Below are 25897 nucleotides of genomic sequence, written 5' to 3'. Positions count from 1 at the left end.
TAAAAAACAAGGACAAAAGTATGAAACTAAGTTTATTTGCAGCATCTTTGCTGATCGCCACTTCAACTATGGCAGCCGATACGGCACAGACACCAAATGTTAAACTCGAAGGTGTCAAATACATCAAAATGCTGGGCGGTGCCCTCAAATCACAGCTTCAGGCCAAAATGAAAGAGGACAAAACAGGATTGACCGCGCTTGCCTTCTGTACAGGCAGTGCGAACGATATCACCAATGAAGTGAACAAGAAACTTCCTCCTTATGCAAAAGTAAGAAGAACGTCCCTCAAAGTAAGAAACGGCAAAGTCAATACACCCGATGCCACAGACCGGAAGGTTATGGAGGAATATGTTGCATCCATCCAGGCCAAAAAATTCAGCCCGAAAGATATCAAGGTAGTGGAAGAGGGCGATGTAACAAGAGTCTATAAACCTCTCGTTGCCAAAGCTGTCTGCCTCAAGTGCCACGGCACCGATCTTTCTCCCAAGATCTCTGAAGCCATCAAGACCGCTTATCCGAACGACAAAGCGACAGGTTTCAAAGAGGGTGATCTCAGAGGTGTGATCATCGCGGAGATCAAGAAACACTGATCGCACACCACTCGCAATACAAAACGATTTTTCCCCTTAAAAAGAGCAGGATATCATGTCCTCTCTATTGCCTGAAATCAACAAGTAGGGGAACGCTTTACTAAAGAAACTTTTCATCATAGATGAAACCGTATTTACTAGTTTTGTCCGTATATTGGCTTATTTCTGCCTAAAAGGACATAAGAACTTTACGATCTTAGAGTTTCTAAAGAGAAACTACTGACAATATGGCAAATTGCTACCTTTCTTGAAATAGCAGGATATTTTTTGTATACTCCTAACATAAATAAAGGGATATACTTTCCCCCTAATAAATAGTTATCTGAAAAAATTTGAAGGAAAATTATGACAGTGAAAGAAGCAATTCTAAAAAGCTTAGAAGATTTAAAAAAAATAGTTACTCATAAAGATGTTCTTAATCATATAACTTCAAAAAAATATTATGATTTTAGTAAAGGAAAAACACCAGAAGCGACGATATCAGCCTTGCTTGGTGACTTTATTAGAAATAATGACTCTAGGGTCAAGAGAATAAAAGGAGAAGGTGGGACCTATTTATATTATCTTGCAAAATATGAACAAGAATTAGATATTGAAAACCTTCAAAATGAGGTATCCGAAAAGAAAAAAAACATAAAACCTTCATTAACATATAAAGAAAGAGATTTGCATAAATTATTAAGTAGCTATTTGAAAAATCAGAATATCTATTCAAAAACTATTTTTCACGAACAATCAAAAAATAATAGTGATAAGAACCAAAAATGGATTCATCCAGATATGATTGGTATCAAGTTTTTAAACTTATCCTCAAAAGTAAATCAAGCTTTTATGAAAATCCTCAATAAAGGTGATACATTTAAAATAACTTCGTATGAACTAAAAAAAGAAATTAACACAGACTATGAATTAAAACAAGCATATTTTCAGGCTGTCTCAAATTCTAGTTGGGCAAATTATGGATATTTAGTAGCTTTTGAAATCAGCGATAGTCTTATAGATGAAATGGAACGATTAAATCAATCTTTTGGAATAGGTATAATTGAATTAAACTCAAATCCATATAAAAGCAAAATTTTATATCAATCAAAGCTAAAAGAACTAGATTTTAAAACTATTGATAAGTTATGTAAAATCAATAAAGAATTTGAAAAGTTTATCGAAAATACTGAAAAAATACTGTCTGTTGAAGATAGATATTATAATTCAGTTGAAAAGGAATTTGATGATTTTAGTGATTCATATTTTAAAAATGATTCAGAGATTGAAGAATATTGCAATGAAAAGAAAATTCCTTTCGATAATATAGATAACAAAAACTTTGGAGAGAAATAGTTATCCCCCTACAGGCACAACCATTTCTCAAGTCAAACGTTACTCTATTTCCCGCAATTGCCTGTCATGCCAGCGGGCGAGCAGAAGCAGGGCAGTTATGCCGCCGATAAGTGCATACATCATATCTGACTGTGTATCCCAGATATATCCCTGCGTGCCCAAAAATGCTTCTGCATCATCGCCCGTTGCCAGGGCAACCCACCACTCGACCAGTTCATAAAAAGCGGAAAACGCCAGGACGATACTGAGAACGATGTAGTTCAGCCAGATACGTGACCCGTGAACGATCTCTTTTCTTATCAGTATCTCTCTGGCAAGGATTGCAGGTTCGAACCCCTGCATGAAATGTCCGACTTTGTCGTAATTGTTCCTGCTCTGATGCAGCACTTCCCTGATCCAGTCAAAAAGAGGTACTTCCGCATAGGTATAGTGACCACCGACCATTAAGATGATCATATGTACTAATATCAATGTATAGAGCAGGGGTGTAAGTGGGAACTTTTTATAAGTTACTACGATCAATATGAAGCCGATCAGTGCAGGGAATACTTCCAGAAACCAGGTGAACTGGTCTTTAGGGTTGATAGCCGACCAAACCAAAGCGATAAAAAAGATACCCAGCCATAAATATTTCATACTATTTCACCGCAGTCATTAAAAAGACGGTAAAGTCACGGTACGGTTTGCTGATCGTATTGGCCAGATCAAAGCGGATATCTTTAAATCCGGCCTCTTTAGCGATCTTTTCGAGTGCCTGTCTGTCAAACCCGTGATGGAAGACACCGGTGTTGTCACTGTGGAAGCTGCCATCTTCACTGTCAAGATCGGCAATGGCAATGAAGCCTCCCTCATTAAGCATGTCGTAGAACTTGGAGAAGAGGGCCTTTTGATCTTCAACATGATGAATGGTCATGGAGGAGATGATACCGTCAAATTTTCTTTCGAGCGTATCGATACTGAGGTCCTTTTCAACCACTTCGGTCTCACAGCCGAACTCGTCACACTTTTTTGTGAACTCAAGAAGCATAGAAGGGGAATTGTCTACCGCTACGATCCTGCCTACATGAGGTGCAACAAAGTAACTCAACAATCCTGTTCCTGCACCAAAGTCCATGATCTCTACAGAAGGGGTGAGTTCTATATTCTTTAGTATTAAATCTGCAATGCCTTTGGCATTCTGTACTCTTTTCGAGTTCATATCCCATGATTTTGACTTGTGTTCAAAGTGATCTACTTTATTTTTCATTTTAATATTCCTTAATATAATAATATCTGTAACTTTTAATATTATTTAGTATTTATCTAAAAAAGCGTCTCTTGTTTCTCTATTTTAATATTATCCCAGAAGAAATCAACATGTTTTTCAAATAAAGAGACAACTGAAGAGGTCGATTTTTTATCTAATTTTAGCAAAGAAACCTGCATCTGATAGAAGAACAGGGGAGAAAAGAACTCATTTGCCAGCAAAAGGGGGTCTGAGGACTTAATCATCCCATCCTGCATCATTGCAAAGAAGAAACCGGAGAGCTTTTTGACGTTCTCCTGGTAGAAATGCTCGTTGTATATCTCCCGTATTCGCTCGTTACGGTAGATCTCCTGCATCAAAAGCTTTAAAAGCGCCTCATTTTGGCTGTCAAAGCCAATAAGCTTGAAGGTAGTGGCAAGGTTCATTAGAAGTGATTTCCCCTGTTTATGGAGCTCCTGGCCCTCTTTATCGTCAAATAATGTGACGATGGCTGACGAGGTCAGGTTGCTTATAAGTGTTTCCAGTATCTCGTCTTTGTTCTTGAAGTGGTTATAGAGCGCGCTCTGCTTCACTCCCATCGCCCCTGCTATATCTCTTACCGTTGTTGCCTTATACCCTTTGGATGAAAAGAGTTTCAGGGCATTCTTCAATATTTTCTCTTTAGTTTTAGCCCCTTTGGATAGGGGAGTTTTAACGCTCTGCTCGTTCATTGCGGCTCCTTTAACGATATTATAATGAACATTTGTTCATAAGTCAAGAGTAGAGTACGAATGTAAGTGAACATTTGTTCTTTTATGTTATTTAAGATATTATTCCTTATGAACATTTGTTCATTTATTTGCACTCATTAATAATTCTTTATGAACATTTGTTCTTTAAATGGTGTCTGCTGCCCAGAAATACGCTATCTATTGAGATCGGTACTGTAACTATACAGATATCGTTAGAGGAAGGGGTAATTATTATATTTATTAGTATTATATTATTCTAGATTTTGATCCTTCTTTGCATGCCAGAATAAGGGAATAATAATATTAAATAGTATAAAATTTATTACTTTACTGTTGTTCTTGATTGAATTTTTAATATACATGGATGACGTACCCCATATCGAAAATTACATTTACTCAAAAAAAGACAAACACTGAATAATTGAAAAAATGATTAAAACAAATTTATTACTTGTGACAAAAAATTTCAGATGGATTATTGTTGGTACTGAAAAATGCTCAGAATAGAAATTTTAAATTTTTTTATATTTAATAAAAGATGGTCCGAATACAAATTAATCTGAATAGTGCCACTGGAAAGATGTTTATACATGAAGTCATTCGAAAAATACAAAATAGGTTAGGTTTTATCTATTATTGAAGTTATTTTTATATTTTAGTCAAATAGTACTTTTTAAATTCACTTTTCCCTTTACACATTTATGCCTAGAAGTAGAGAGTTGCTTTTTTAATAGAATTTATATTATGTTAATCAATAGAGATTTTATTACTATGCTTAAGAATAATTTTATAGACTTTAACATATCTGCATAAATAAATGGTATCCTACAAAACAATATGAACTGTAGTTCCACTATCTAACACAGAAGTTATTTTCATCTCTCCACTATGGAGTTCTACACGAAGATGAAATATTTATACTCACTATCTTAACAACTGATGCTTGTAGAGGTAACTCGCACTCTGATAATAGCTGACCGTATCGTCTACATCTGCTTCGGATGGTTTTTCTTCAGTATACGCCACACTATAGAGTGTCTGTTTCTTCACTTTGTAATTCTGTACCGTTTTGTCCGGCGATAGCACGGTCAGAGTGTTGTTTCTGAAAAGCCCCAGTTTTTGGTAGTTGCCTAGGAATGCCCTTTCCTTGTGGTCCGGCTTTAAAATATCATCTCCATAAAATTTGGCCTCATAATTCTGTCCGAGGATCCCCAAAAGCGTAGGTACAATATCTACCTGCGAAGCAAGCTTGCTGACAACTTTCGGCTTGATGAGTTTTGGTGCATAGATGAAAAGCGGTATCTTGTAGCGCCATACCGGTAGTGCTGTTTTGCCCGCACTCCCACCGTTATGGTCCGCAACGACTACGAAGATCGTATTGTCAAACCATGGTTTTTTGGATGCCTCTTTGAAAAATTTATCAATGGCATAATCGGTGTATTTTACCCCGCCGCTGCGTCCTGTATGGGAAGGAATGTCGATCTTTCCATCAGGATAGGTATAGGGTCTGTGGTTGGAGGTGGTCATGACAAAACTGAAAAAAGGTTTCTGTTTCGCAAAAGATTTGTCTGCCTCTTTGCTGACCTTGTTCAGAAGATCTTCATCACAGACACCCCATACATTGGAGAATGTCACTTCATCATCCTTGAAATCAAATCTGTCCACCACTTCAAACCCGTTATTGGAAAAAAAGTAGTTCATATTGTCAAAGTAACCGTGACCAGCATAGATAAATTTATTTTCATAGCCCAGGTTTTGAAAGACAAAACCTGCAGAGTTCATGTGCTGGCAATCGGGTCTTTTAACAATACTTCTGCCCGGTGTCGGTGGCAGAGAGAGCGTGACCGCTTCCATACCCCTGACTGTTCTTGTACCTGTCGCATACAGATTGTTAAAAAAGAGTGATTTTTTCGCCAACTCATCCAGGTGCGGGGTCAGCCCTCTTTTGTCACCAAACGCACCAAGATATTCCGCACTGAGACTCTCCACCATGATCAGGACGATATTGTAACGATGTGCTGGTCCATTATTGTTAACCACTCTGGTAATATCATGTATATCGTTCGTTTTAAAGGTCGCATTCTCTCTTTGTAGAAGAATATGCAATCGTCTGAACACACTTTCATTATCCAGTGTTTTGTAAAATTCATCATAGTCCAGTTCATTGTGTCTAAAGGCACTGAAAAGTGAATAGAAACCATTCTTCGCCAACTCCTGGTCGAACTTGTTCGGAACATTTTCTGTCAGAGTCTGCTTGTCCAGGAATACAAAGAAAAGCAGCGGCAGCGCAAGGTAAATACTTCCTATCTTCAGTCGTTGTGAAAACGGCATGTCACATTGAAATGCCGCCTTGTGCAGATCACTCTTTTTATGGTTGACATAGAAGATCCCTCCCGTAATGAACAGAATGATCATCACAAGAAGCGGTATAGGGTAGGATTCCAGAATATTATGTATCACTTCATGTGTATAGACCAGATAATCCACCGCGATAAAGTTAAAACGTTTCCCGAATTCTTCCCAGAAAAAATATTCACTGAAACCATTGAACACCACCGTATAGATCACAGCAAAATAGATCAGCAGACTGATGATCTTGTGAAGGGTTGAGTTGAAGATCTTCCGGGGCACGATAATAAGATAGATAACAAATGGTATCAGATAGTAGGAAACAGCTACGAAATCATAGAACACCCCTATGGAAAAGACTTTTATCAGCTCAACAATACCCGTATCTGCCTGATCATAGGTCATTGCCAGTAACACGATCCTTGTAATGAAACTTACAAAAATGAAAATAGCAATGAAGTTGGCTGCAAACCTGAACCTTCCTTTATTCATCTGATAGACTCCTGCCGTTAGTTTTTCCCACACTATATATAATACTCTGAAAATGAAAATCTTATTCATTTTATCTTGACATTATACAATGTAAATCACAAATTCTGGGGTGAATTTGGTACTTTTGGGTGGTCTTTCCGGTTTTATGTTGGATGGTCTCTTTTTTCTCATCCCGGGGTTTGGCCCGCTGATTGCTACAGACCCTCTCACAGCTTCACTATTCTGACCTTGTCGGCAATGCCATGGTTGGGGAGGCGCTTTTACTGCTCTTGGTGCTGCACGTGTAGACCGGGGATTTGCTGAAGAGGACGCCATCAAATATGAGAACTTTGAAAAAGAAAACAAAATTCTTGTGATCGTCAGAGGAGAAACTGAAAAGGCCAATAAGGCAAAAGAGATTCTTGAAGGCCTCAACATAGGTACCATCAAACTACATTAATAATATAGGTTCCGGGACCGATTGGACTCTATCCGATCAGTTTACTGTTGAGTTTGGCAATCACATGTAAATGATTTAACATGTTTTTGTCCAAAGAGGTTTTTTTGATCTTCGATGCCATACTGACCAGGTAGTCGTATGAGTCCAGTTGTATCTCTTTTCTGTGCAACGCCATGGTACTGAGATGTTCCATAATCTCATCATGCGGCAGGACAGAGCTAAGGTTTTCAACCATCTGTGTTAAATGTTCTTCATCATTACCTACCGAAGCAGCAGCGATCTCTTCGGCAGCATCTTCATCCAGCCCTCTTTTATGAAGGATGGATGCAATGCTGTTGGAGAGTTTTTTGGCTGAGTTAAATCTTGTCTGTATGTTGTTCTGAAACTCTACTGCGAGCAGAGGGTTCAGGGCCAATACAGAAACAAGTATTGTTACACCTATGAAATTATGTCTGTTCATGCTATCTCTCCAAGATTTATTTATTGTTTAATTAATGTGTCTGGATCTTACCGGCGCCCTGCTTCATTCCCATACCGCATTTTCCACCGCCGCATTTCATTTTCATACCTTTGCCCTGACCCATTCTTTTTTTCATCATTTTACCTTGCATGCCATGCGTCTTATTTTTGTTAGCAAGCAGGAAAAGGAGCTGGTCTTTGGTCAAAATATCTTTGGTCTTTTCAATGCAGTTCAGGTGTACCATCGTAGCTTCCGCTTCCAATGAAGCCAGTTTATCCACTTTTTCTTTAAGGTCAGCAGCCTTTGTACCCGATGTACTTGCCTGTACGATCTCTTTCTTAAGTGCTATGACTTCAGGTTTTAGTCTCTTGACGGTGCCCATGGTCTCTTTTCTGACCGCTGTCAGTTTTTCTTTCTGCTCAGCAGTCAGTGCGAATGCAGCATTATCCCAGTTTCTCATGACATCCTTAGTCAAATGGGGAAGTCCATGCTTGATGAGGAAAGGAGAGTTCATCATCATCTTTCTTTTCATCATTTTCTTTTTCATCTGCATTTTTCCACCACATTTCATCTGAGCCCCTTGCCCCTGTCCGCCCATCATTCCGGCATTTGGTGCTGCAAGGAGCATAGAGAGTGTTGCAATTGATGCGAGTGCTATTTTTTTCATTTTATTTTCCTTTAATTTACTGTCAGACAATTCTACTTGTCTATAGTAAACAGTATGTTAATACTATTTCTCAATACCATTTTCAGCAGATATATCTGGACAATTCTCTTTTCCCTGATATATGGTCAGTGCCGGATAAGCGAAATCCAAATCATGTTTCTTGAGTATCTCGGCAATCTTGTACATCACGTCCTCTTTGACCGAAAGCCACTCCTGCCAGACAACGGAACGGGAAAAACAGTAGACCAGAATATTGATGCTTGAGTCTGCAAATTCATCCATATAGACAAGCGTGGTCCGCTTCACACCTTTGAAATCTTCGGCCGATATGATCTTGGGTTGACGGTAGTAGGATTGGAATTTTGTTCTTTCATTGGCTATACCGGGATGTTCTTTCAACATTATGCGTATATCTTCTACTGCCTGCCTGATATCGTCAAAGTCCGATTCATAACTCACACCGATCTTCATTTTGATACGTCTTCCGACACTCCTGCGGCTCCAGTTTTTAATACCTTCGTTCACCAGCTTAAAGTTGGGAATTGAGATAAGTGCATTGTCGAAGGTACGTATGGTCGTTGCCCGAAGCCCTATTTCAACGACCGTCCCGTCCATTTTGTCTATCTCTATCCAGTCACCCTGCTGAAAAAGGTCACCGGCGAGAATGGAGATGGAACCGAATATATTGGCGATACTGTCCTTGGCCGCGAACGCTACGGCAAAACCACCGATACCCAGACCTGAGAGTACTGCGGTGAGATCAACTCCCAGGATATAAAGTATGAGAATAAAAGCGATCGTTATGATAAGTATATTGGTACTTTTGATGATCAGATTGATCACTTCTTTTTTGAGGTATTTGTTGCTTTGGATCCTTTCAAGTTTCATATGGACAAGAAAGTTACTGCTGCGATATATGAGGATCGTGAACAGTATGATGTAAAGCACGGCAAAAATCTTGCTTATTAGTACGCTTTTTGTATCGACACCCAAAAAGACAACAAAAATCACCTGAATAATGAAGAGTGTGACAATAAGATTGAGGAGTTTTACCAAATGACTGTTGATATAGTCCCTGTCCTCTTCTTTGACCTGATACTTTTTCAATATCAGATTCATGATCAAGTAAATGATCTTCTGTACCAGGAGTATGAAGAGTATAACAACGATAACTACCGTCAGTTTGCTGCTGTCGAGATTCAGCGGTACAAGATAGGGATTCAGTTTCTGTCCAATAGTGGATTGATTTACCTTGCTTGCAAAGGCGAAAAGTTTCGCTTCTGAAAGCCTCGCTGTACGGTAAATGTTTAGACGGTTTTCCACAAGTTTGGCACTGAACGTCCTGCTGACGGCTTCGAGGAGATTATTACGTTCAACGGACTTTCGTATCTCTTTAATAATACTTCCTTTTTTATCACTGCTTTTGACTATCTCATATACCTCTTTATCCAAAGGCTTGTATTCTGAAAAATGCTTCAGTAGTATCTCGTCGACCTTGTCCTCGTAAAACGCTTTGGATTTATTGTCCGTGTTCCGTAGTACGTCATTGAGGATATTCCTGATCAGATCTCTGATCATATATTCATGCAGAATGGCTTCATCTCTCAGTACAGCTGTCTTATTACCACGCTGCATATTGCGGTTCAGCCGAAGCTTGAGTTTGCTGATCTGCGTACGGTAGGGATTGGATGCCTGCAGATTCTCTTTTTTATTGGTGGCATACTGCAGAAAGAAACTCTGGTACTCTCTGTCCTGCTCTTTTTTTATTTCTGTTCTCTCATCTTTCGTCAGGTTCTGTTCGAGTAGTTGTTTTTCAACTTTCATCTGCTGGTCAAGAAAAGCATCGAGTCTTGTATTTGCCAAGAGGATCGATGTAAAGAGAATGGTTAAAACAAGTAATTTTTTCAAATAATATCCTTTAGGGAACCTCTAAAAATAGGTGATTGTAGGTATTACCTATTATTAGAGGTTCCCTTTATACTAATCTAATAATATCACATAAAACGCTAAACAACAGAAGAATGGTTATGGAGCAAACAGTTCCCAAAAATCACCGAATTCACTTTCAAATTTCTTCAGCCTTAGCTCAAGGCTCTCTTTGATGACCTGACTTTTACACAGAAAGAAAAAAATCCGTGGGGAATACGGTTTATGTTTGATAGCCAGCACATGATGATATTCTTTCTTCAGATCATGAAGCAGGGTTCGTATCTGCTCATGATGCGTAAAACAGCGTCCCAGATGCTGGTAGACAATGCACACTTCAAGATACGGCAGTCTGTAAAAGTAGCTGATCTCGTCGGCAAAAATATATTTATGCGGGTAGACCTTCTGCGTATAGTGAGAAGAGAGTGTCAGGAATTCAAAGGCATGCTCTGCCCTTTTGCATTTGAGTGCCATACCGTTATCGGGTGCGACAGCGACTATCTGTGACTTGCTTGAGAATGTCAATGCTCTGTTGAGCCACAAATAGCGGTCTTCAAGCGCTTTGGGTACTTTATCATAGAAAAAACGGGCATGTTTCAACAACTTGAGCTTTTCAAGTTCCACTACCTCACGTTTGTTACGCATGAGAATACCCATCAGTGACTCCTCCAGATACTCGTCACTGCCCATCATTCTTTCAAAATAGTCGATATGCTTTCCGTCATTGTTCATTTCACCCTCACCTTCATGCAGAAACCATATCTGAGAAAGCATTTTTCCTGACATCGGGCTCTCATTATGATCAAAAAGATACCGGAAAAGCTGGAATTTCCCGAAATCGCCTACATCTGCTACATAACGGTCCTGCATCCTTAGGCTCCTTTCTCTGGAATAATCACTATTATTATACCATTAAGATATGATAGCATTAGAAAAAACATTCAGGAGTACACAAATGCAGTACAGATATATAGGAAGAACAGGGCTTCGTGTCTCCCCTATCTGCATGGGGACGATGACCTTCGGTACACAGTGTGACAAAAAAGAAGCCTTCAGGATTATGGACAAAGCTTATGATCACGGGGTGAATTTTTATGATACGGCAGAACTTTATCCTGTCCCTCCGGAAGCGGATCTGGCGGGCATCACGGAGCAGTGGGTGGGAGAATGGATACAGACGAAGCCCCGAGATTCTATCATTCTGGCTACCAAGGTCGCCGGTGCTGCCAGTGGGTGGTTTGTTCCCCCTATTCGTCACGGATTGACGGCCATCGATCGTTTCCACATAGAACGTGCGGTCGAGGGCAGCCTGCAAAAACTTAACACAGATTACATCGACCTCTATCAGATGCACTGGCCCGATACGGTCGTGCCAATAGAGGAATCGCTTGAAGCCTTCGACAGACTGGTACGTACCGGAAAAGTTCGCTACATAGGTACCTCCAACGGCACTGCCTACGGTACCGCTAAAGCTCTGATGACCTCGCATTACAAAGGTCTGGCACGGTTTGAATCGATCCAGAACAACTTTTCCCTGCTCAACAGACGATTTCTGGATGAACTTTCAGAACTTTGCAAAAAAGAACAGGTCTCCCTTCTGCCCTATTCTCCTCTGGCAGGCGGGGTGCTCAGCGGGAAATACAACCAGGCGATGAAACCCGAAGAGGCTAAAGGGAGATTTGCCGACTACCTCAAGTCGCCTAATCAGAGACAGCGTGCCATGGCACAGCGTTTCATGAATGACAGGACCCTGGCTTCGACACAACAGTACCTCAAAATCGCCGCAGAGGCAGAACTGCATCCGGTCACACTTGCCACAGCATGGTCAAAACAGTTTGATTTTGTCGCTTCCACGATCATCGGTGCCACCAGCGCGGAACAGCTCGATGCCTCACTGGCTGCCATGGACCTTATTCTCAGCGATGAAGTTCTTCGTGCTTGCGACAAAGTACATGCAAACATACTTTACCCTATGGGATAAATATATTCTGAATTGAGTATACTTTGGTTAATAAAGTTTTTTAACTTTATTTCGAGATTTGGTGAGGATGTAAGTACTGTCTGTTAAGTTCCATAGGAGTATAATACTTCTATGAAAAATCTGCACAATGCCCTTCTTTTAAAACAACTTTACCAGCTCAAGCAGTTGGGGTACAGGTATACCGATATCATGCCCTATCAGGAAGAGAAGATCGACCTTACCCTGCCTGACACACTGGACTCGCTGCAGAAACAGGCAATAAACTGCCACCTCTGTGACCTGAGCAAGAGTCGGCAGAAGGTTGTCTTCGGAGAGGGGAATCCCCATGCGGATATACTGATCATCGGTGAAGGTCCCGGAGCAACTGAGGACAGCACCGGGAAACCTTTCGTAGGGCGTTCGGGAGAACTGCTTTCCAAAATGCTCGAAAATGTTCTTGGTCTCAAAAGAGCCGATGTCTACATCACCAACATCGTCAAGTGCCGTCCGCCCAACAACAGGGCTCCTACTCCCACCGAGGCACACACATGCCAGCCCTACCTGCTCAAGCAGATAGAGCTTATCAAACCCAAACTCATCCTGACACTCGGAGCGACCGCATACCACTATCTGACCGGAGACGATACCGGTATCACCAAGGTCAGAGGCAGTATCCACAAACACGGAAACGCTACACTTATCCCAACCTACCATCCAAGCTATCTGCTGAGAAATCCCAGTGCAAAAAAAGAGGTGTTTGAAGATCTGTTGAAAGTAAAAGAGTTGATGAAGAGCTTTTAAAGCATTCGTCATCCTGAACTTGTTTCAGGATCCCTTCGGATCAAAATGGATTTTGTCTGTAGGAGAGAGATCCCAGGTCAGGCCCGGAATAATGGGGAAGATATTTTTCCTTCCCCGGATATGTGCCTATTCACACTCTTTTTTGAGAATATCTTCGATGATACCCACGATACTCGGATCTTCCAGTGTTGAAGTATCCTGCGTGATCGCTTCACCTTTGACGAGGCTTCTGAGGATTCTTCTCATGATCTTTCCTGACCGTGTTTTCGGGAGGTCGGGCACGAATGCCATATCGTCACACAGTGCGATGGCACCGATCTCGGACTTGATGATCGTATTGATCTCTTTCATCATGGCAAATTCATCTGCTACACTATGCGGATCCTTGAGGACCACATAGGCGAAGATCCCCTCGCCTTTGATCTCGTGCGGTTTACCGACTACTGCGACTGCTGCGACATTGTCATGTTTCTTGACCGCCGCTTCGACTTCTGCCGTACCCATTCTGTGGCCTGAGACATTAATGACATCATCAGTACGTCCGGTAATGGTAATGTAACCGTCCTCATCCATCATCGCACCGTCACCCGTAAAGTAGACCGCTTTGCCGTCTTTCTTGCAGTCGCCAAAGTAGGACTTCACGAATCTTTCAGGATCGTTCCAGATCGTTCTGATCATGCTCGGCCATGGTTTGGTGATACACATGAAGCCTTTTTCCCCTACCGGTGTCGGTGTGCCGTCTTCTTCCATGATCTCAGCTACGATACCCGGAAGCGGGAATGTCGCACAGCCAGGCTTGATAGGTGTTGCCGCAGGCAGTGGAGAGATCATATGCCCGCCTGTTTCTGTCTGCCAGTAGGTATCGACAATGGAACAGTTGGAGTTACCCACCGCTTCGTAGTACCATTTCCAGGCCGACGGGTCAATAGGCTCACCCACAGTCCCAAGGATACGCAGTGAAGAGAGGTCGTACTTTGCCGGCTCGTCCGCACCCATCTTGTGAAGGAGTCTGATGGCGGTCGGCGCCGTATAGAACTGGTTTATCTGATACTCTTCCACCATTTTCCAGCATCTTCCCGCATCAGGGAAGGTCGGTACACCCTCGAACATCACCGTTGTCGCACCCGCAGCAAGCGGCCCGTAGACGATATAGGTATGTCCCGTGATCCAGCCCACATCGGCCGTACACCAGTAGGTATCGTTGTCTTTGATGTCAAAGACCCACTCCATGGTCATCTGCGCCCAAAGGATGTACCCTGCACTTGAATGCTGGACCCCTTTTGGTTTTCCGGTACTTCCCGAAGTGTAAAGAAGGAAAAGGGGATGCTCGGAATCCACCATCTCAGGCTCACATTCAACGGATTCATTCTCTACCAGTTCATTGTAGGCATAGTCGCGTCCCGCTTCCCAGTGGATATCTTCACCGTTACGCTCGACAACACAGACCGCCTCGACACAATCGCACCCTTCTTCAAGCGCTTCGTCAACAACCGGCTTGAGCATATACGGTTTTCCTTTTCTGAAGGCACCGTCAGCGGTAACGACCAGTTTGGCTTCCGCATCGATGATACGGTCTCTGAGCGCTTCAGCCGAGAATCCACCAAATACCACAGAGTGGATAGCACCGAGCTTGGCACAGGCAAGCATGGAGATCGCCGCTTCGGGGATCATCGGCATATAGAGCACGACCCTGTCGCCTTTTTTAATGTTGAATTTGTTCCTGAAGAGGTTCGCCGTTCTGTTTACCTCGTAGTAGAGTTCACGGTAGGTCAGTGTTCTCTGGTCGCCGTTGTCACCTTCAAAGATGATCGCTGCTTTGTTCTTCTTGGTCTTGAGGTGTCTTCCCACACACTGATAGGCGACATTCAGCTCTCCGCCTTCGAACCACTTGTAGAATGGTGCATCATCCTCATTCAGCACTCGGTCGAACGGTTTGAACCAGTCTATTTTCTCCTGGGCATATTTGCCCCAGGTTCCTTCATAGTCCTTTTCAAACTCTTCGACAAGATCATTGTACTCGCACATGTTTTTGATAAGGGGATCAGTGAACATCTCTTTTTTCGGGTAGTATATTTCGCTCATATATTTTCCTTTTTATATTTTATTTTTCATTGGTTTTAGTTTAACATAAATCATCATATTTTAAAATGGTTTCTCCCAAAATATTTTAATTAGGACTAATTTAGTCTCAATTGTAACATCATGAGAAAATATGACCATATTATGTACGCCTCAGACTTTTCGTATGTTTCAATTTAAGATAGATCATCGCTGTCATCACCGCATCGTTCAGGGCATCGTGCGCCTGAAGTTTCGGCAGTGACAGGTCCTCGATGATCGTCTCAAATCTCAGGTCTATGTTTCCCTGAGGAATCGTGGATATTTTTTTGTCGTAATAAATTGCTGAAACCTCCTCTTGTTTATTGGGTAAAGTAATACCGTACATCGGTTTGATGTATTTGTTTATCATCGCAACATCAAACTCCAGGTAGTACCCTGCAAGTGTCCTGCCGCCTATGAAATAGAGAAATTCCTCTATCGCCTCTTCGATGGGAACGGCATCTTCGAGATCACAATGGCGTATCTGATGGATCGTGATACTCTCATGCGATATCTGCTTCTCCTGCTTCACGTAAATATGCATTGCTTCATCTGTCAGAATCCTGTTCTCTTTTATTTTGACCGCGCCGATGGAGACTATCCCGTCTTTTTTGGGGTCAAGTCCGGTCGTTTCACAGTCAAAGACCACTACCTCTCCGCTGAAATCCCCCTCGAACAGAAAAGTGAAGCGCTCATCTGTCAGATGTTTTCGGTTCCATTTTTTTCTCAAACTTCCAAACACCCTGTCTTCCCTCAACTCACTATGGAAAGATGAAAGTGGTACGCCACTCGCTTCTTGAATGACTCTACCATTTTGAGCGCTTCTTTGAGCGTATCTCTTTCCAGTTTGCTCAGCACACTCCAGTCAACGTAATTGTCCGGGACTTTGCCGTGCTCCAGCTTTTCCAGTCTGGCATGCAAACGGAACGTGTTGAGTACTTCAAGCGTCTCTATGAGGTTGGAGGCATCCTTCTTGTCCATGTAGCCAACGTCGTTCAGGGCTTTGATGCGTTCATTGGTATTGGTCTTGGTGATGCCATGTTCAAGAGCCAGTGCCCTCACGCCGTGTACCAGTGCAAAGATCGCCCCTTTTTTGATGTCGATCTCGTCTTTGTGCGTCTTGTCCGTGCTGACAAAACGTGAGAAGAGCCCTATGGGAGACTCAAAACTCTCCACAGATTTTGCAAAATAGGGCAAAAAGACCGTGTGCTCTTTCACTTCATGCAGGAGCATCTCCCTAAGCCCTTTGAAAAGGTTTATGTTCCCTGCCACGGCAAAGGCATCATAGAATATAGCAAGGTCCATCACTCCCTGATAGTCAGGCATTTCGATCCAGCGTCTGATCTCCTCTTTGTATGCGCTGGCATCCTTGGCCCATTTGGGGTTGATGACCATAACATTGCCTTCACAGCGCGGAAAACCGATGGCATCGAGTGTTTCAGTAAATTTCAGAAGGTACTTCTCTTTCTCTTCGGGTTCGAACCCCTCTTCGAAGACCATCGCGTTGTCCTGGTCGGTCTTGAGTATCTGCTCTCCCCTGCCCTCACTGCCGAGCAGCAGCAGCGTACATCTTTCATGCCATGTTTCGGGAAAGATCAGTGCAAAAATGCGCGCATACATCTTTTTGTGCATCTCCGAAACCAGTCTGGCGATATAGCGTGACTTCACCCCTTTGTAATGCAGGGTCTTTATCATGACATCGATACGCTTAGTGGCATCGACAACACTTTCGATATCCTCGGCCTTTTCGATCTGGTTGCCTATGATATGGGACTGGTTTGCAAAATAGCTCAAAAGGTCAATGAGGGTGAGTATACCGACGGGTTCGCCGTTCCCGTCAGTCACGGGGAGGTGCTTGATGGAATTCCCCGTCATCAGAAGCAGCACATTAAAGAGCAACTCTCCCTCATGGACGGCAATGATCGGGTAGCTCTGTATCTGCGATATCGTTTGCAGGTTCTGCTCTTCTTTGTGCAGAATGTACTTGCGCAGGTCCGCATCGGTCACGATACCGTAACCCTTTTCATTCTTTACAAGCAGCGCCACAGCTTTTTCACTTTCAAGTTTGGCAAGGGCTTCGACGATGGGCATATCGGCATCCACCATGCAGGCATCGTGCAGTATGGCTTCGTCGATACGTGCGACCATAATGTCAGCCATTTTGGCACTCTCCTGGCGCTCTTTGATCATTTCTATGCGTTCCACGATGGAAGAAAAGAAGTAGTTCTTGAAGTCGCTGTTCTCTTCGCAGAGCTGCAGAATAACTTCTCCGGGTATCTCATAGCATATCAGCTCTTCAATGACACTGTAGTCATAGGCTGATTCCTGCTCCTCTATGATCTCTATACCGCCAAAGCTGTCGTCTTCATGGTAAAGGTCTATGAGTTCATCGTTCTTTCTGGCTTCCACAACACCTTTGATGATATAGTAGAGTCTCTCGGGCCTGCGTTGGGCAGAAATGAGCTTTGTGCCCTCAGGGTAATAGGCGATCACTGCACTTGACTCTATGGTCTGCAACTCCTCCCGGTCCAAAAGTGAAAACGGCAAGTGAGCGTGGAGTCTCTCAAGTAAGGCTATCATCTTTTATACTGTCTCCCAAGTGTGAATTCTCTCTATAACATCATACTGTAATGATATTATAAAGAAAGTTCCGCACAAAGCCTTTTTGGCTTTGTGCAAAGAACGTTGCTTAGTGTGCCGAGGCACCTTCTGCACCGATACCTGTCTGTGAACGGATATCCTGCGCTTCGAAGGCTTCTCTCTCCAGTTTCGCATTTTCACTGTTGTCAGTGATGGAGAAGAACCAGATACCCACGAACGCTACCGTCACAGAGAAGAGTGCCGGATACTTGTACGGGAAGATCGGTGTTTCATAGCCGAAGATTTGCACCCATACGATCGGACCGAGGATCACAAGCATGACTGCCGTTGCAAGTCCGAGACTTCCACCGATGACCGCACCTCTTGTGGTCAGCTTGCTCCAGAACATGGAGAGGAAGAGTACCGGGAAGTTTGCCGATGCTGCGATGGCGAATGCCAAACCGACCACGAAAGCGATGTTCTGCTTTTCAAATGCGATACCCAGAATGATCGTGATGATACCAAGGATCACGGTCGCTATCTTGGAGACTTTCATCTCTTTGACCTCGTCTACCTCGCCTCTTTTAAACACGTTGGCGTAGAGGTCGTGCGAGATCGCCGAAGCACCCGCAAGTGTCAGGCCTGAAACGACCGCAAGGATCGTCGCGAACGCTACCGCCGAGATGAACCCAAGGAAGAAGTTCCCGCCCACTGCATGGGAGAGGTGGATCGCAGCCATGTTGTTACCGCCAAGTATCGGTGAACCGCCGCTGATCGCCTGCTTTGCTACATCAAGATACTGAGGGTTGTTGAGTACCATAACGATCGCACCAAAACCGATGATGAAAGTCAGGATATAGAAATACCCGATGAAACCGGTTGCAAAAAAGACTGATTTTCTCGCCTCTTTGGCATCGGCAACGGTAAAGAATCTCATCAGGATGTGAGGAAGTCCCGCTGTACCGAACATCAGCGCGATACCGAGCGAGATCGCTGAAACAGGGTCTGAAACCAGTCCTCCAGGCGCCATGATGGCCTGATGTTTCGGATGCACTTCTACCGCTTTGGCAAACAGCGCCTCAAGCGAGAACCCGAAGTGAGCCATAACTGCGATCGCCATGAACGTCGCACCCGAAAGCAGCAGTCCCGCTTTGATGATCTGTACCCAGGTAGTCGCCAGCATACCACCGAACGTCACATAGAGGATCATCAGTGCACCGACGAGAACAACCGCCAGCTCATACGGAAGACCGAACAGCAGCTGGATCAGTTTACCCGCACCAACCATCTGGGCAATCAGGTAAAGAATGACCGTCGCGATGGAACCGAGTGCTGCCAGTGTTCTGATGGGTGTCTGCTTGAGTCTGTAGGCTGCAACATCGGCGAAAGTGTACTTACCGAGGTTTCTCAGTCTCTCTGAAATAAGGAAAAGAATGACAGGCCAGCCGACAAGGAAACCGATGGAATAGATCAGTCCGTCATATCCTTTCAGATAGACCAAGCCGGAAATACCCAGGAACGAAGCCGCCGACATATAGTCACCTGCGATCGCCATACCGTTCTGAAAGCCGGTGATCCCGCCACCGGCAGTATAGAAGTCCTTCGCAGTTTTCGTTCTTTTTGCCGCCCAGTAGGTAATACCGAGCGTACCGCTCACGAAAATAAAGAACATGATGATGGCCGAGATATTCAACGGCTGCTTCTGCACCTCGCCTTCAATCGTACCCGATGCCACCGCGGCCGCACCCAACAGAAGTGTCAATGATATAAACAGAAACTTTTTCATTATGCAATATCCTTCAACTCTTCTTTAACCTGATGACTGAGTTCATCAAATTCACTGTTGGCCCTTCTGACATAGACACCTGTCAAAATAAATGCGATAATAATGATTGCCACACCGATAGGAATACCGATGGTCATGACGCCGTCACCCATGCGTATACCCAACAGTGACGGATCGAATGCAATCGTCAGGATGAATGCATAGTAGACGACCAGCATAATGATGGAGAGCGTCCAGGCGAACCTGCTTCTCTCTTTTACGAGCTTCTGATACTTCGGATTGTTCCGAACGTGTTCGATCTGTTCTTTTGTCATCGATTATCCTTAATTAAAAATTGTAGTTTGCGATAAGTCTGTACTCATCCCATCCTGTTCCAGTAGATGAAAAATCATCTGGGAAGTTTCCTCTAAATCTCAACTGAAGTCCTTTAACGGATTCCGGTGTATAAATAAAGTCAAACCCCGGTTCTGTTGCTGTCCAGCTGTTTCCAGGACTATACGCATTATCAGCACCTACATCAAAACTTGTATAGTATACCGTTGCTTTAAGGTTTAATCCCATATCTTTGAAATTATAAGTTGCAGCAACTTTCCACGCATCCGTATCTGCAAAGAACTGGTGTCTTGTCACCATTCCTTGAGTAAAGGCCGGCATACCACCCCAGGGAGTGATCGTTCCAAGATTGGCAGGACCACTTGCATCACCAGAAATTGAATATGCTGCATATACAGTAAGTCCCGCATACTTCACACCGATTTTTGCCGCACCATAATTACTGCTGATACCTGCACCGGTCAAACGCTCAAGATAGCTACCGATATCACTCTCGTTAATATACTGGCCAGCAACGAACATATTTACATCTTCATTTACTTTGAAGTTATAGTCAGCCTGTAGATATAGTGCATTCAGAATATCCCATCCGATATAATCCCAAGCTTGCAGTTTAAGCCCTTCAATACCACTATAGATAGCTGCAATGGCTGTCACACCAGCAGTACTGTTGTCCAATCCTGTCTGTGTTTCATCACCAAGTGCGATCGTACCCATGTTGACAAAATCACCACTAAGTCCCAACTCTGCACCTAAACCGTAACCACTATGCAATGCAAGCATTGAGCCTGCTTTTGTACGATCATGCGGCATATAAACATTAGCAAAAGTACCAACGGTTTCTCTGAACACATGTCCTGCAATCAAGGTCGTATTTTCAATGTCCGTATTACTTACCAAGGCTGCTTCAAAAAGGTTTGGAAGCATTCTGGCATCATCTGCACCTGCAAGCGGTGTATCAAGTCTCATACGACCTGCTTTCAAGTTCGTATTGTCTGTTTTATAGTTCAGGTATGCCTGTCCAATAAATGCATAGTTGTCACCATTGTATCCTTGTAGGGATGGGTCATACCTTGTAACACCTAAGCCATCACGGAAATCATCTTCAAGTGATTGATCATGTATATCAAATCCATAAGTTCCATATACCGCTGCTGCGGCTGAAAAACCACTCATTACCGGTGTTTTATACCCAATATAACCACCTATAGCCAAAGAGTTACGGTTGTTATCTGGTTTAGTTGCATAGCTATATGTTCTGTCTACATAGAAAGATCTTGCCTGTCCAAAGATCTCTCCATTGCTGTCATCTCCATCATTGATCACTTCTGCAAATGATCCATGGTTGACGTTTCCATCTGTACTTGCCTCGTCATGTGCATAAGCAATACCCATTGCCAAAATAGCAGCAAGACTTAATTTTACTAACTTCATTGTTTGTTTCTCCTCGTAATTTTTTACAGTTACAGTATGGACGATGAAAATAGCATTAAAATAGCATCACTGTTTTAGAAGAAAAAAAAGAAGAAAAATAATGAAAATGTAACCAAAAGTAACCAAAGATTTAACAAAAAAGTCAGATCAGTGTTTCTGGGTCATGCGGTAACCGATGCCTTTGAGACTCTCTACAAGCTCCTCTTTCAGGACCTTCTTTACCCTGTGTATCTCCGCTCTGATGGTGGCATTGTCCACATTCGCATCTTCCCAGACATAATGTCTGAGCATGTCAAAATCGATGATCTTGTTAATGTTGGAAGCGAACAGATCGATGATCTGGGCCTGCTTGAGGGTCAGTGTCTGCTCCTCATTGTCGAAGAGCAGTCTTTTACGCTCCAGGTCATAACTGTACATCTTGCTGATATTGACGATGCATTTGGGAGCGATGTTGGCCATTTTGAGCAGCCGTTCTATATGTAATGTGAGTTCCTTGAGATGAAAAGGCTTTTTGAGGTAGTCGTAGCATCCAAGTTCATACGCCTTTGATATCTGTTCTATCTCGGTGATCGCCGAGATGAAGATGGTAGGGACGAAAATTTTCTCCGTCTGCAGCTTGTCAAGAAGCGTGAGTCCGTCTATGGATGGAGTATTGATATCGAAGATGAAGAGGTCGTAACTGTTTTGCAGAGAGCTTTCAAGCGCCTCTTTTCCGTCCTCATGGGCATCCACTTCATATCCGCTGTCCGTCAGGTACTCAACCATGGCTGTCTGCAGCATCAGCTCATCTTCAAGCAAGAGGATCTTCATCGGGACTCCTTTCGGTACTGTTATGGAAAGTATAGCTGAATATCGTTATCTCAGTGTCCGATATCACTTCGACTTCAACCCCTTCTTTTTCACAGATGGACCTGACAATCTCCAACCCCAGACCAAAGCCGCCGTGTACGGATTCTTCCTGGTGAAAAGGCTCGAAGATCAGGCTGGTGTCCTCTATCGGCTTGGAATGTGTTGTGAAGGAGAGTACTGTTCTTCCTTCCTCTTTGCGTTCCAAAGCAACTTCTATATCACTGTTCCTGTGAGCATATTTTACTGCATTGGACAGGTTGTTGTCTATGATGCGCTGCAGCTCTATATCGGAGAAGCAGAGTGTAATCTCCGGTTCAATCTTCGAGATGATCCTGTGCTTGTTTCCCCTGGCGATCTCCGCAAAAAATGCTATGCGCTCTTCAAGGAAAAGAGAAAAAGAGATCCATTTCTTGTCGTACTCAAAACGGTCTTTTTTGACCATATAGCTCAGATCGTCATAGATATTGGCGATCATCTTGCTTGCAGCCTCTATCTGGGAGAGGTATTTGTCTTCCCCGAATTTGATCTTGTGCATGTCTATATGCATCATGATCACTGCAAGGGGCGTGTTGATCTCGTGTATAGAGTGTTTGATAAAGCTGTCCTGTGCCTTCACCAGAGATTCACTGAACTCCTTTTCCTTCTCAAGCAACCTGTTCTTTTCTCTGAGATCCTCAGTCTTTTGTTCCACCCTCTTCTCAAGTGTCAGGTTCATCTCCAGAAGTTTTTCGTTTCGTTTATGGATGGAATTGACCATATCATTGATGTACCTCACCATATGCTTGAACTCTCGCAGGTGTATCTGGTCTTCATCGATCGTGGTATGGCTTTTGGCCGCTTTCTTAAAGAAGGAGCTGAACGTATTTATCTCTTTACGAATAATGTTGTTGATGATGGCGATACCGGCAAAACCTATCCCTAAAAAGATAACGGTCAGCGTAAGGATATCCATCATATATTTAACCAGAAGGGTATTGAGCTTTTCTTTTCTCTGCGCTATGAGCTTTTCGACTTCATCGAGGTAGACACCCGTTCCCACCATCCATTTCCATGGTTTGAAGGCTCTGGCATAAGAGAGTTTCGGGGTAGCGACACCTGTTCCCGGTTTGATCCACATGTAGTTCACAAAGCCTCCATCGGGTTTCTGCGAAACATCGATGAGTTCTTTGATGACTTCCACACCGTTGGGATCCCTGAAGCTATAAAGATTTTTCCCTTTGTTTTGTAGATGTATCGGGTCGGAGAGATTTGTACCGTTGAAATCATAGATAAAGACATAACCCGTTCCGTCCGGACGGCCATACAATTCTTCTATGGCATTGATGATCTGTGCTTTGAGCTTCTCTTCATTCAAAGAGTCCTGCCAGGTCTCATAACTGTGCCCGATAAATTTAAGCACCCTGTCAATATCGAATTTGATCGTATTTTTCTGTTGTTCTAAATATTGTTTTCGTATCGTAGCTGTTTCTTTGTCCAGGTCACTGTATTCTTCATACACAACCAACGTGGTGAACAATATGACGAACAGAAAGACAATAAGCATTCCCCACAGGTAGAGGGATGTTATGGTTTTGTCTTTAAAAAAAGCTGAGAACATTTCTGTTTAGACCCCTTCGATGGCTTGCGCTGTATTTTTATTATTCCCCCAATGAACAATAATTATATCCGGCATTCCTTTTTCCTCATCATACTATTGGTCAAAGTATATCGTATTCAAGAACAGAATAAAGGTGCTTCCCCAAAAAGATTTCCTTATCCCTCATTCTTAGAGGTACACTATAGTATAATACCAGAAATAGATTGGCAGGCAAAAGCATTGAACATCAAACCAGACTGTATCACCTGTATTATGAACCAGACACTCAAAGTGTGCAAACTCCTCGAAGTCGATGACCTTACCGCCAAAAAGCTTTTGGACAGCACAGCAGATATCCTCATGGCGCATGACCTTTCACATACACCTCCGCAGATAGCCAAAGAAACCTATACTAAAATTGCTGAACTGACAGGTGTGGATGATCCCGTAGCCAAAGCAAAAGCACTTGCTACCGAAATGGCGATGAAGGTCGATACCGCTTTCGTCCAGACACTGCACGATGCGGTGAAATTTGCTGTTATCGGAAATGTCATTGACTTTGGTGCACAGGAACAGCTAAATCTCGATGAAACCATACAGACACATTTCCATCGTCATTTCGGTATCGATGATTTCAATATATTCGAAGAAGAGCTCGAGTCGGCAAAAACACTCGTTTATATCGGTGACAATACAGGTGAACACATTTTTGACAAACTTCTCATTGAAACCATTAAAAAAAAGTATGATATTGAAGTGTACTATTTTGTCAGGGGTACCCCTATCATCAATGATGTTACGATCAAGGAAGCACAAATACTGCAGCCTCTCGCGACCATTGTTGATACAGGTGTACCGACACCGGGGTATGATCTGTGCTATGCCAACAGTCCATCAAAAACCTTATTCGATAAAGCGGATATTGTACTGGCCAAAGGCATGGGAAATTTTGAAAGTCTGTATGACGAGACAGACCGGATAGTCTACTATCTTTTCATCGTCAAATGCAATGTTGTTTCAGAAGCGATCGGCCAGGAAGTAGGAGAGTTGATCTTTAGCAGACATTGAAATGCCCCTAAACCACTTCTACCTTTTCCACAACATCCAGCCCGAATCCTGCAAGCCCGACAAATTCGGTATCTTTGCTCGTTGTAATGAGATTGATGTTCTTAATACCCAGGTCTTTGAGTATCTGTGCCCCGACACCGAACTCTTTTGCCTGTTCCTGTGAAATGGTCTTCGTATCAAGAAACACCAGGATCCCGCCGTTTTGTTTCAAATATTCTATGGCATGGTTAAGCGCGTTGAAACGCTTGTCATCGAGTATCAGGTCAATATCGGTCCCGATATTATGGAACTTCACATTGGCGGTCTCATGCAGTTTGTAGAACTGTATCACTGTATGGCAGCGGTCAAGATGGTCACTGTAGACGATCTTTTCTACTTTTATCCCCTTGAGTTCACTCTCTTCATTCGAAACACGTTTGACAAGCTTTTCGTTCGCCAGACGGTACTCGACGATGTCGGAGATATAGACGATAGGCATGTCGTATTTTTCCGAGAAGACTTCAAGGTCATCTTTGCGCGCCATTGTACCGTCATCCTTGATGATCTCGCAGATGACACCTGCCGGCGCCAGGCCTGCAAGCTTGCAAAGGTCGACAGAACCTTCAGTATGCCCTGTTCTTACCAACACGCCGCCGTCTTTTGCTATCAGCGGGAAGATATGCCCTGGACGCACGAAATCATCTGCCACGGTCAACGGATTGGCAAGCTTCGAGATACAGTCATCTCTCTCAGCTGCCGAGATTCCGGTTTCCGCATTGGCGGAGTCTATGGAAACGGTAAAAGCCGTCTCATGGTTGGAGACATTGTTGTCCACCATCGGCATCAGGTCAAGCTTGGCCGCAATCTCTTTGGTAATAGGTGTACAAATGAGCCCCCTAGCCTCTTTTGCCATGAAGTTCACAAGCTCGGGTGTCGAAAAAGTAGCGGCATAGACAAGATCACCTTCATTCTCACGATCCTCATCATCCATCATAATTACCATTCTGCCTCTTTTGATCTCGTCGATGGCTTTTTCTACTCTTTTTATTGCGTCTGACATGTTTTTTCCTAAAAATATAATAATAAATTAATGTATTATAACTAATGTCTGTATAGAGTGTGATTTATATCATATGTCAAATACTCCTATATAATACTCTTTTTATCAAGTAAAGATGCAAAATTTTAGTAATATA

At 43.1% G+C, this 25897-nt stretch carries 22 protein-coding genes; 5 read left to right on the top strand and 17 right to left on the bottom strand.

What is annotated here, in order from left to right; translation table 11 throughout:
* Window positions 1–20: 20 nt before the first annotated feature.
* Together SUN_RS13020 and SUN_RS05985 are read left to right on the top strand one after the other, a co-directional pair.
* Window positions 21–590, top strand: coding sequence for a Tll0287-like domain-containing protein (locus SUN_RS13020; protein WP_011980850.1), 570 nt, complete (start codon window positions 21–23; stop codon window positions 588–590).
* A 345-nt stretch (window positions 591–935) separates the two neighbouring features.
* Window positions 936–1925 carry an HTH domain-containing protein gene (locus SUN_RS05985; protein ID WP_011980849.1) on the top strand — a complete coding sequence of 330 codons (990 nt, stop codon included), beginning with the start codon at window positions 936–938 and terminating at the stop codon, window positions 1923–1925.
* Between the two features lie 39 nt (window positions 1926–1964).
* Here SUN_RS05985 and SUN_RS05980 read toward each other — a convergent pair whose 3' ends face one another.
* The 8 genes from SUN_RS05980 to SUN_RS05945 form a co-directional block, all read right to left on the bottom strand.
* The gene (locus tag SUN_RS05980) at window positions 1965–2561 is read right to left on the bottom strand and encodes a DUF2238 domain-containing protein (RefSeq protein WP_011980848.1); all 597 of its coding nucleotides are present in this window, start codon (window positions 2559–2561) and stop codon (window positions 1965–1967) included.
* A 1-nt stretch (window position 2562) separates the two neighbouring features.
* Complete coding sequence (locus SUN_RS05975) at window positions 2563–3171, bottom strand: class I SAM-dependent DNA methyltransferase (protein WP_011980847.1); 609 nt, start codon at window positions 3169–3171, stop codon at window positions 2563–2565.
* A 56-nt stretch (window positions 3172–3227) separates the two neighbouring features.
* Entirely contained in the window at window positions 3228–3881 is a 654-nt protein-coding gene (locus SUN_RS05970) for a TetR/AcrR family transcriptional regulator (protein ID WP_011980846.1), read from the bottom strand.
* Window positions 3882–4826: 945 nt separating this feature from the next.
* The gene (locus SUN_RS05965) at window positions 4827–6743 is read right to left on the bottom strand and encodes an LTA synthase family protein (RefSeq protein ID WP_011980845.1); all 1917 of its coding nucleotides are present in this window, start codon (window positions 6741–6743) and stop codon (window positions 4827–4829) included.
* A gap of 467 nt (window positions 6744–7210) precedes the next feature.
* Window positions 7211–7642 carry a hypothetical protein gene (locus SUN_RS05960; RefSeq protein WP_011980844.1) on the bottom strand — a complete coding sequence of 144 codons (432 nt, stop codon included), beginning with the start codon at window positions 7640–7642 and terminating at the stop codon, window positions 7211–7213.
* A 31-nt stretch (window positions 7643–7673) separates the two neighbouring features.
* Window positions 7674–8309, bottom strand: coding sequence for a hypothetical protein (locus SUN_RS13015; protein ID WP_011980843.1), 636 nt, complete (start codon window positions 8307–8309; stop codon window positions 7674–7676).
* 63 nt (window positions 8310–8372) lie between these two features.
* Window positions 8373–10217 carry a mechanosensitive ion channel family protein gene (locus SUN_RS05950; RefSeq protein ID WP_011980842.1) on the bottom strand — a complete coding sequence of 615 codons (1845 nt, stop codon included), beginning with the start codon at window positions 10215–10217 and terminating at the stop codon, window positions 8373–8375.
* 117 nt (window positions 10218–10334) lie between these two features.
* Window positions 10335–11105, bottom strand: coding sequence for a hypothetical protein (locus SUN_RS05945; RefSeq protein WP_011980841.1), 771 nt, complete (start codon window positions 11103–11105; stop codon window positions 10335–10337).
* A gap of 85 nt (window positions 11106–11190) precedes the next feature.
* On the opposite strand from SUN_RS05945, the gene SUN_RS05940 reads away from it, so the two are divergent.
* Together SUN_RS05940 and SUN_RS05935 are read left to right on the top strand one after the other, a co-directional pair.
* A complete protein-coding gene (locus SUN_RS05940; protein ID WP_011980840.1) occupies window positions 11191–12216 on the top strand; it encodes an aldo/keto reductase in 1026 nt (341 codons plus the stop codon).
* Between the two features lie 111 nt (window positions 12217–12327).
* Window positions 12328–12996 carry a uracil-DNA glycosylase gene (locus SUN_RS05935; RefSeq protein WP_011980839.1) on the top strand — a complete coding sequence of 223 codons (669 nt, stop codon included), beginning with the start codon at window positions 12328–12330 and terminating at the stop codon, window positions 12994–12996.
* Between the two features lie 126 nt (window positions 12997–13122).
* On the opposite strand, the gene acs is transcribed toward SUN_RS05935, so the two are convergent.
* From acs to SUN_RS05895, 8 genes are all read right to left on the bottom strand, one after another.
* Window positions 13123–15078 (bottom strand): acetate--CoA ligase, encoded by a 1956-nt coding sequence (gene acs, locus SUN_RS05930; RefSeq protein WP_011980838.1) that lies wholly within the window; start codon window positions 15076–15078, stop codon window positions 13123–13125.
* Window positions 15079–15217: 139 nt separating this feature from the next.
* Window positions 15218–15838, bottom strand: a complete 621-nt coding sequence (locus SUN_RS05925) for a 3'-5' exonuclease (RefSeq protein ID WP_011980837.1) — start codon at window positions 15836–15838, stop codon at window positions 15218–15220.
* A gap of 11 nt (window positions 15839–15849) precedes the next feature.
* Window positions 15850–17676, bottom strand: a complete 1827-nt coding sequence (locus SUN_RS05920) for a putative nucleotidyltransferase substrate binding domain-containing protein (RefSeq protein ID WP_011980836.1) — start codon at window positions 17674–17676, stop codon at window positions 15850–15852.
* Between the two features lie 109 nt (window positions 17677–17785).
* Window positions 17786–19462, bottom strand: coding sequence for a cation acetate symporter (locus SUN_RS05915; RefSeq protein WP_011980835.1), 1677 nt, complete (start codon window positions 19460–19462; stop codon window positions 17786–17788).
* A complete protein-coding gene (locus SUN_RS05910) occupies window positions 19462–19776 on the bottom strand; it encodes a DUF485 domain-containing protein (protein ID WP_011980834.1) in 315 nt (104 codons plus the stop codon). The genes SUN_RS05915 and SUN_RS05910 overlap by 1 nt, the downstream gene beginning before the upstream one ends.
* A 13-nt stretch (window positions 19777–19789) precedes the next feature.
* Complete coding sequence (locus SUN_RS05905) at window positions 19790–21229, bottom strand: OprD family outer membrane porin (RefSeq protein ID WP_011980833.1); 1440 nt, start codon at window positions 21227–21229, stop codon at window positions 19790–19792.
* A gap of 147 nt (window positions 21230–21376) precedes the next feature.
* Window positions 21377–22039: a response regulator transcription factor gene (locus SUN_RS05900; RefSeq protein WP_011980832.1), complete on the bottom strand. Its 663-nt coding sequence runs from the start codon at window positions 22037–22039 to the stop codon at window positions 21377–21379.
* The gene (locus tag SUN_RS05895) at window positions 22020–23675 is read right to left on the bottom strand and encodes a cache domain-containing protein (RefSeq protein WP_011980831.1); all 1656 of its coding nucleotides are present in this window, start codon (window positions 23673–23675) and stop codon (window positions 22020–22022) included. The genes SUN_RS05900 and SUN_RS05895 overlap by 20 nt, the downstream gene beginning before the upstream one ends.
* A 219-nt stretch (window positions 23676–23894) precedes the next feature.
* On the opposite strand from SUN_RS05895, the gene SUN_RS05890 reads away from it, so the two are divergent.
* Window positions 23895–24722 (top strand): damage-control phosphatase ARMT1 family protein, encoded by an 828-nt coding sequence (locus tag SUN_RS05890; RefSeq protein WP_011980830.1) that lies wholly within the window; start codon window positions 23895–23897, stop codon window positions 24720–24722.
* 7 nt (window positions 24723–24729) lie between these two features.
* On the opposite strand, the gene SUN_RS05885 is transcribed toward SUN_RS05890, so the two are convergent.
* Window positions 24730–25761, bottom strand: a complete 1032-nt coding sequence (locus SUN_RS05885) for a bifunctional 3,4-dihydroxy-2-butanone 4-phosphate synthase/GTP cyclohydrolase II (protein WP_011980829.1) — start codon at window positions 25759–25761, stop codon at window positions 24730–24732.
* Between the last annotated feature and the right edge of the window lie 136 nt (window positions 25762–25897).

Source organism: Sulfurovum sp. NBC37-1, assembly GCF_000010345.1.
In the GTDB taxonomy this organism is placed as follows: domain Bacteria; phylum Campylobacterota; class Campylobacteria; order Campylobacterales; family Sulfurovaceae; genus Sulfurovum.
Note: the sequence above shows the minus strand (reverse complement) of the source record. Positions and strands in the feature narration are given on the sequence as shown.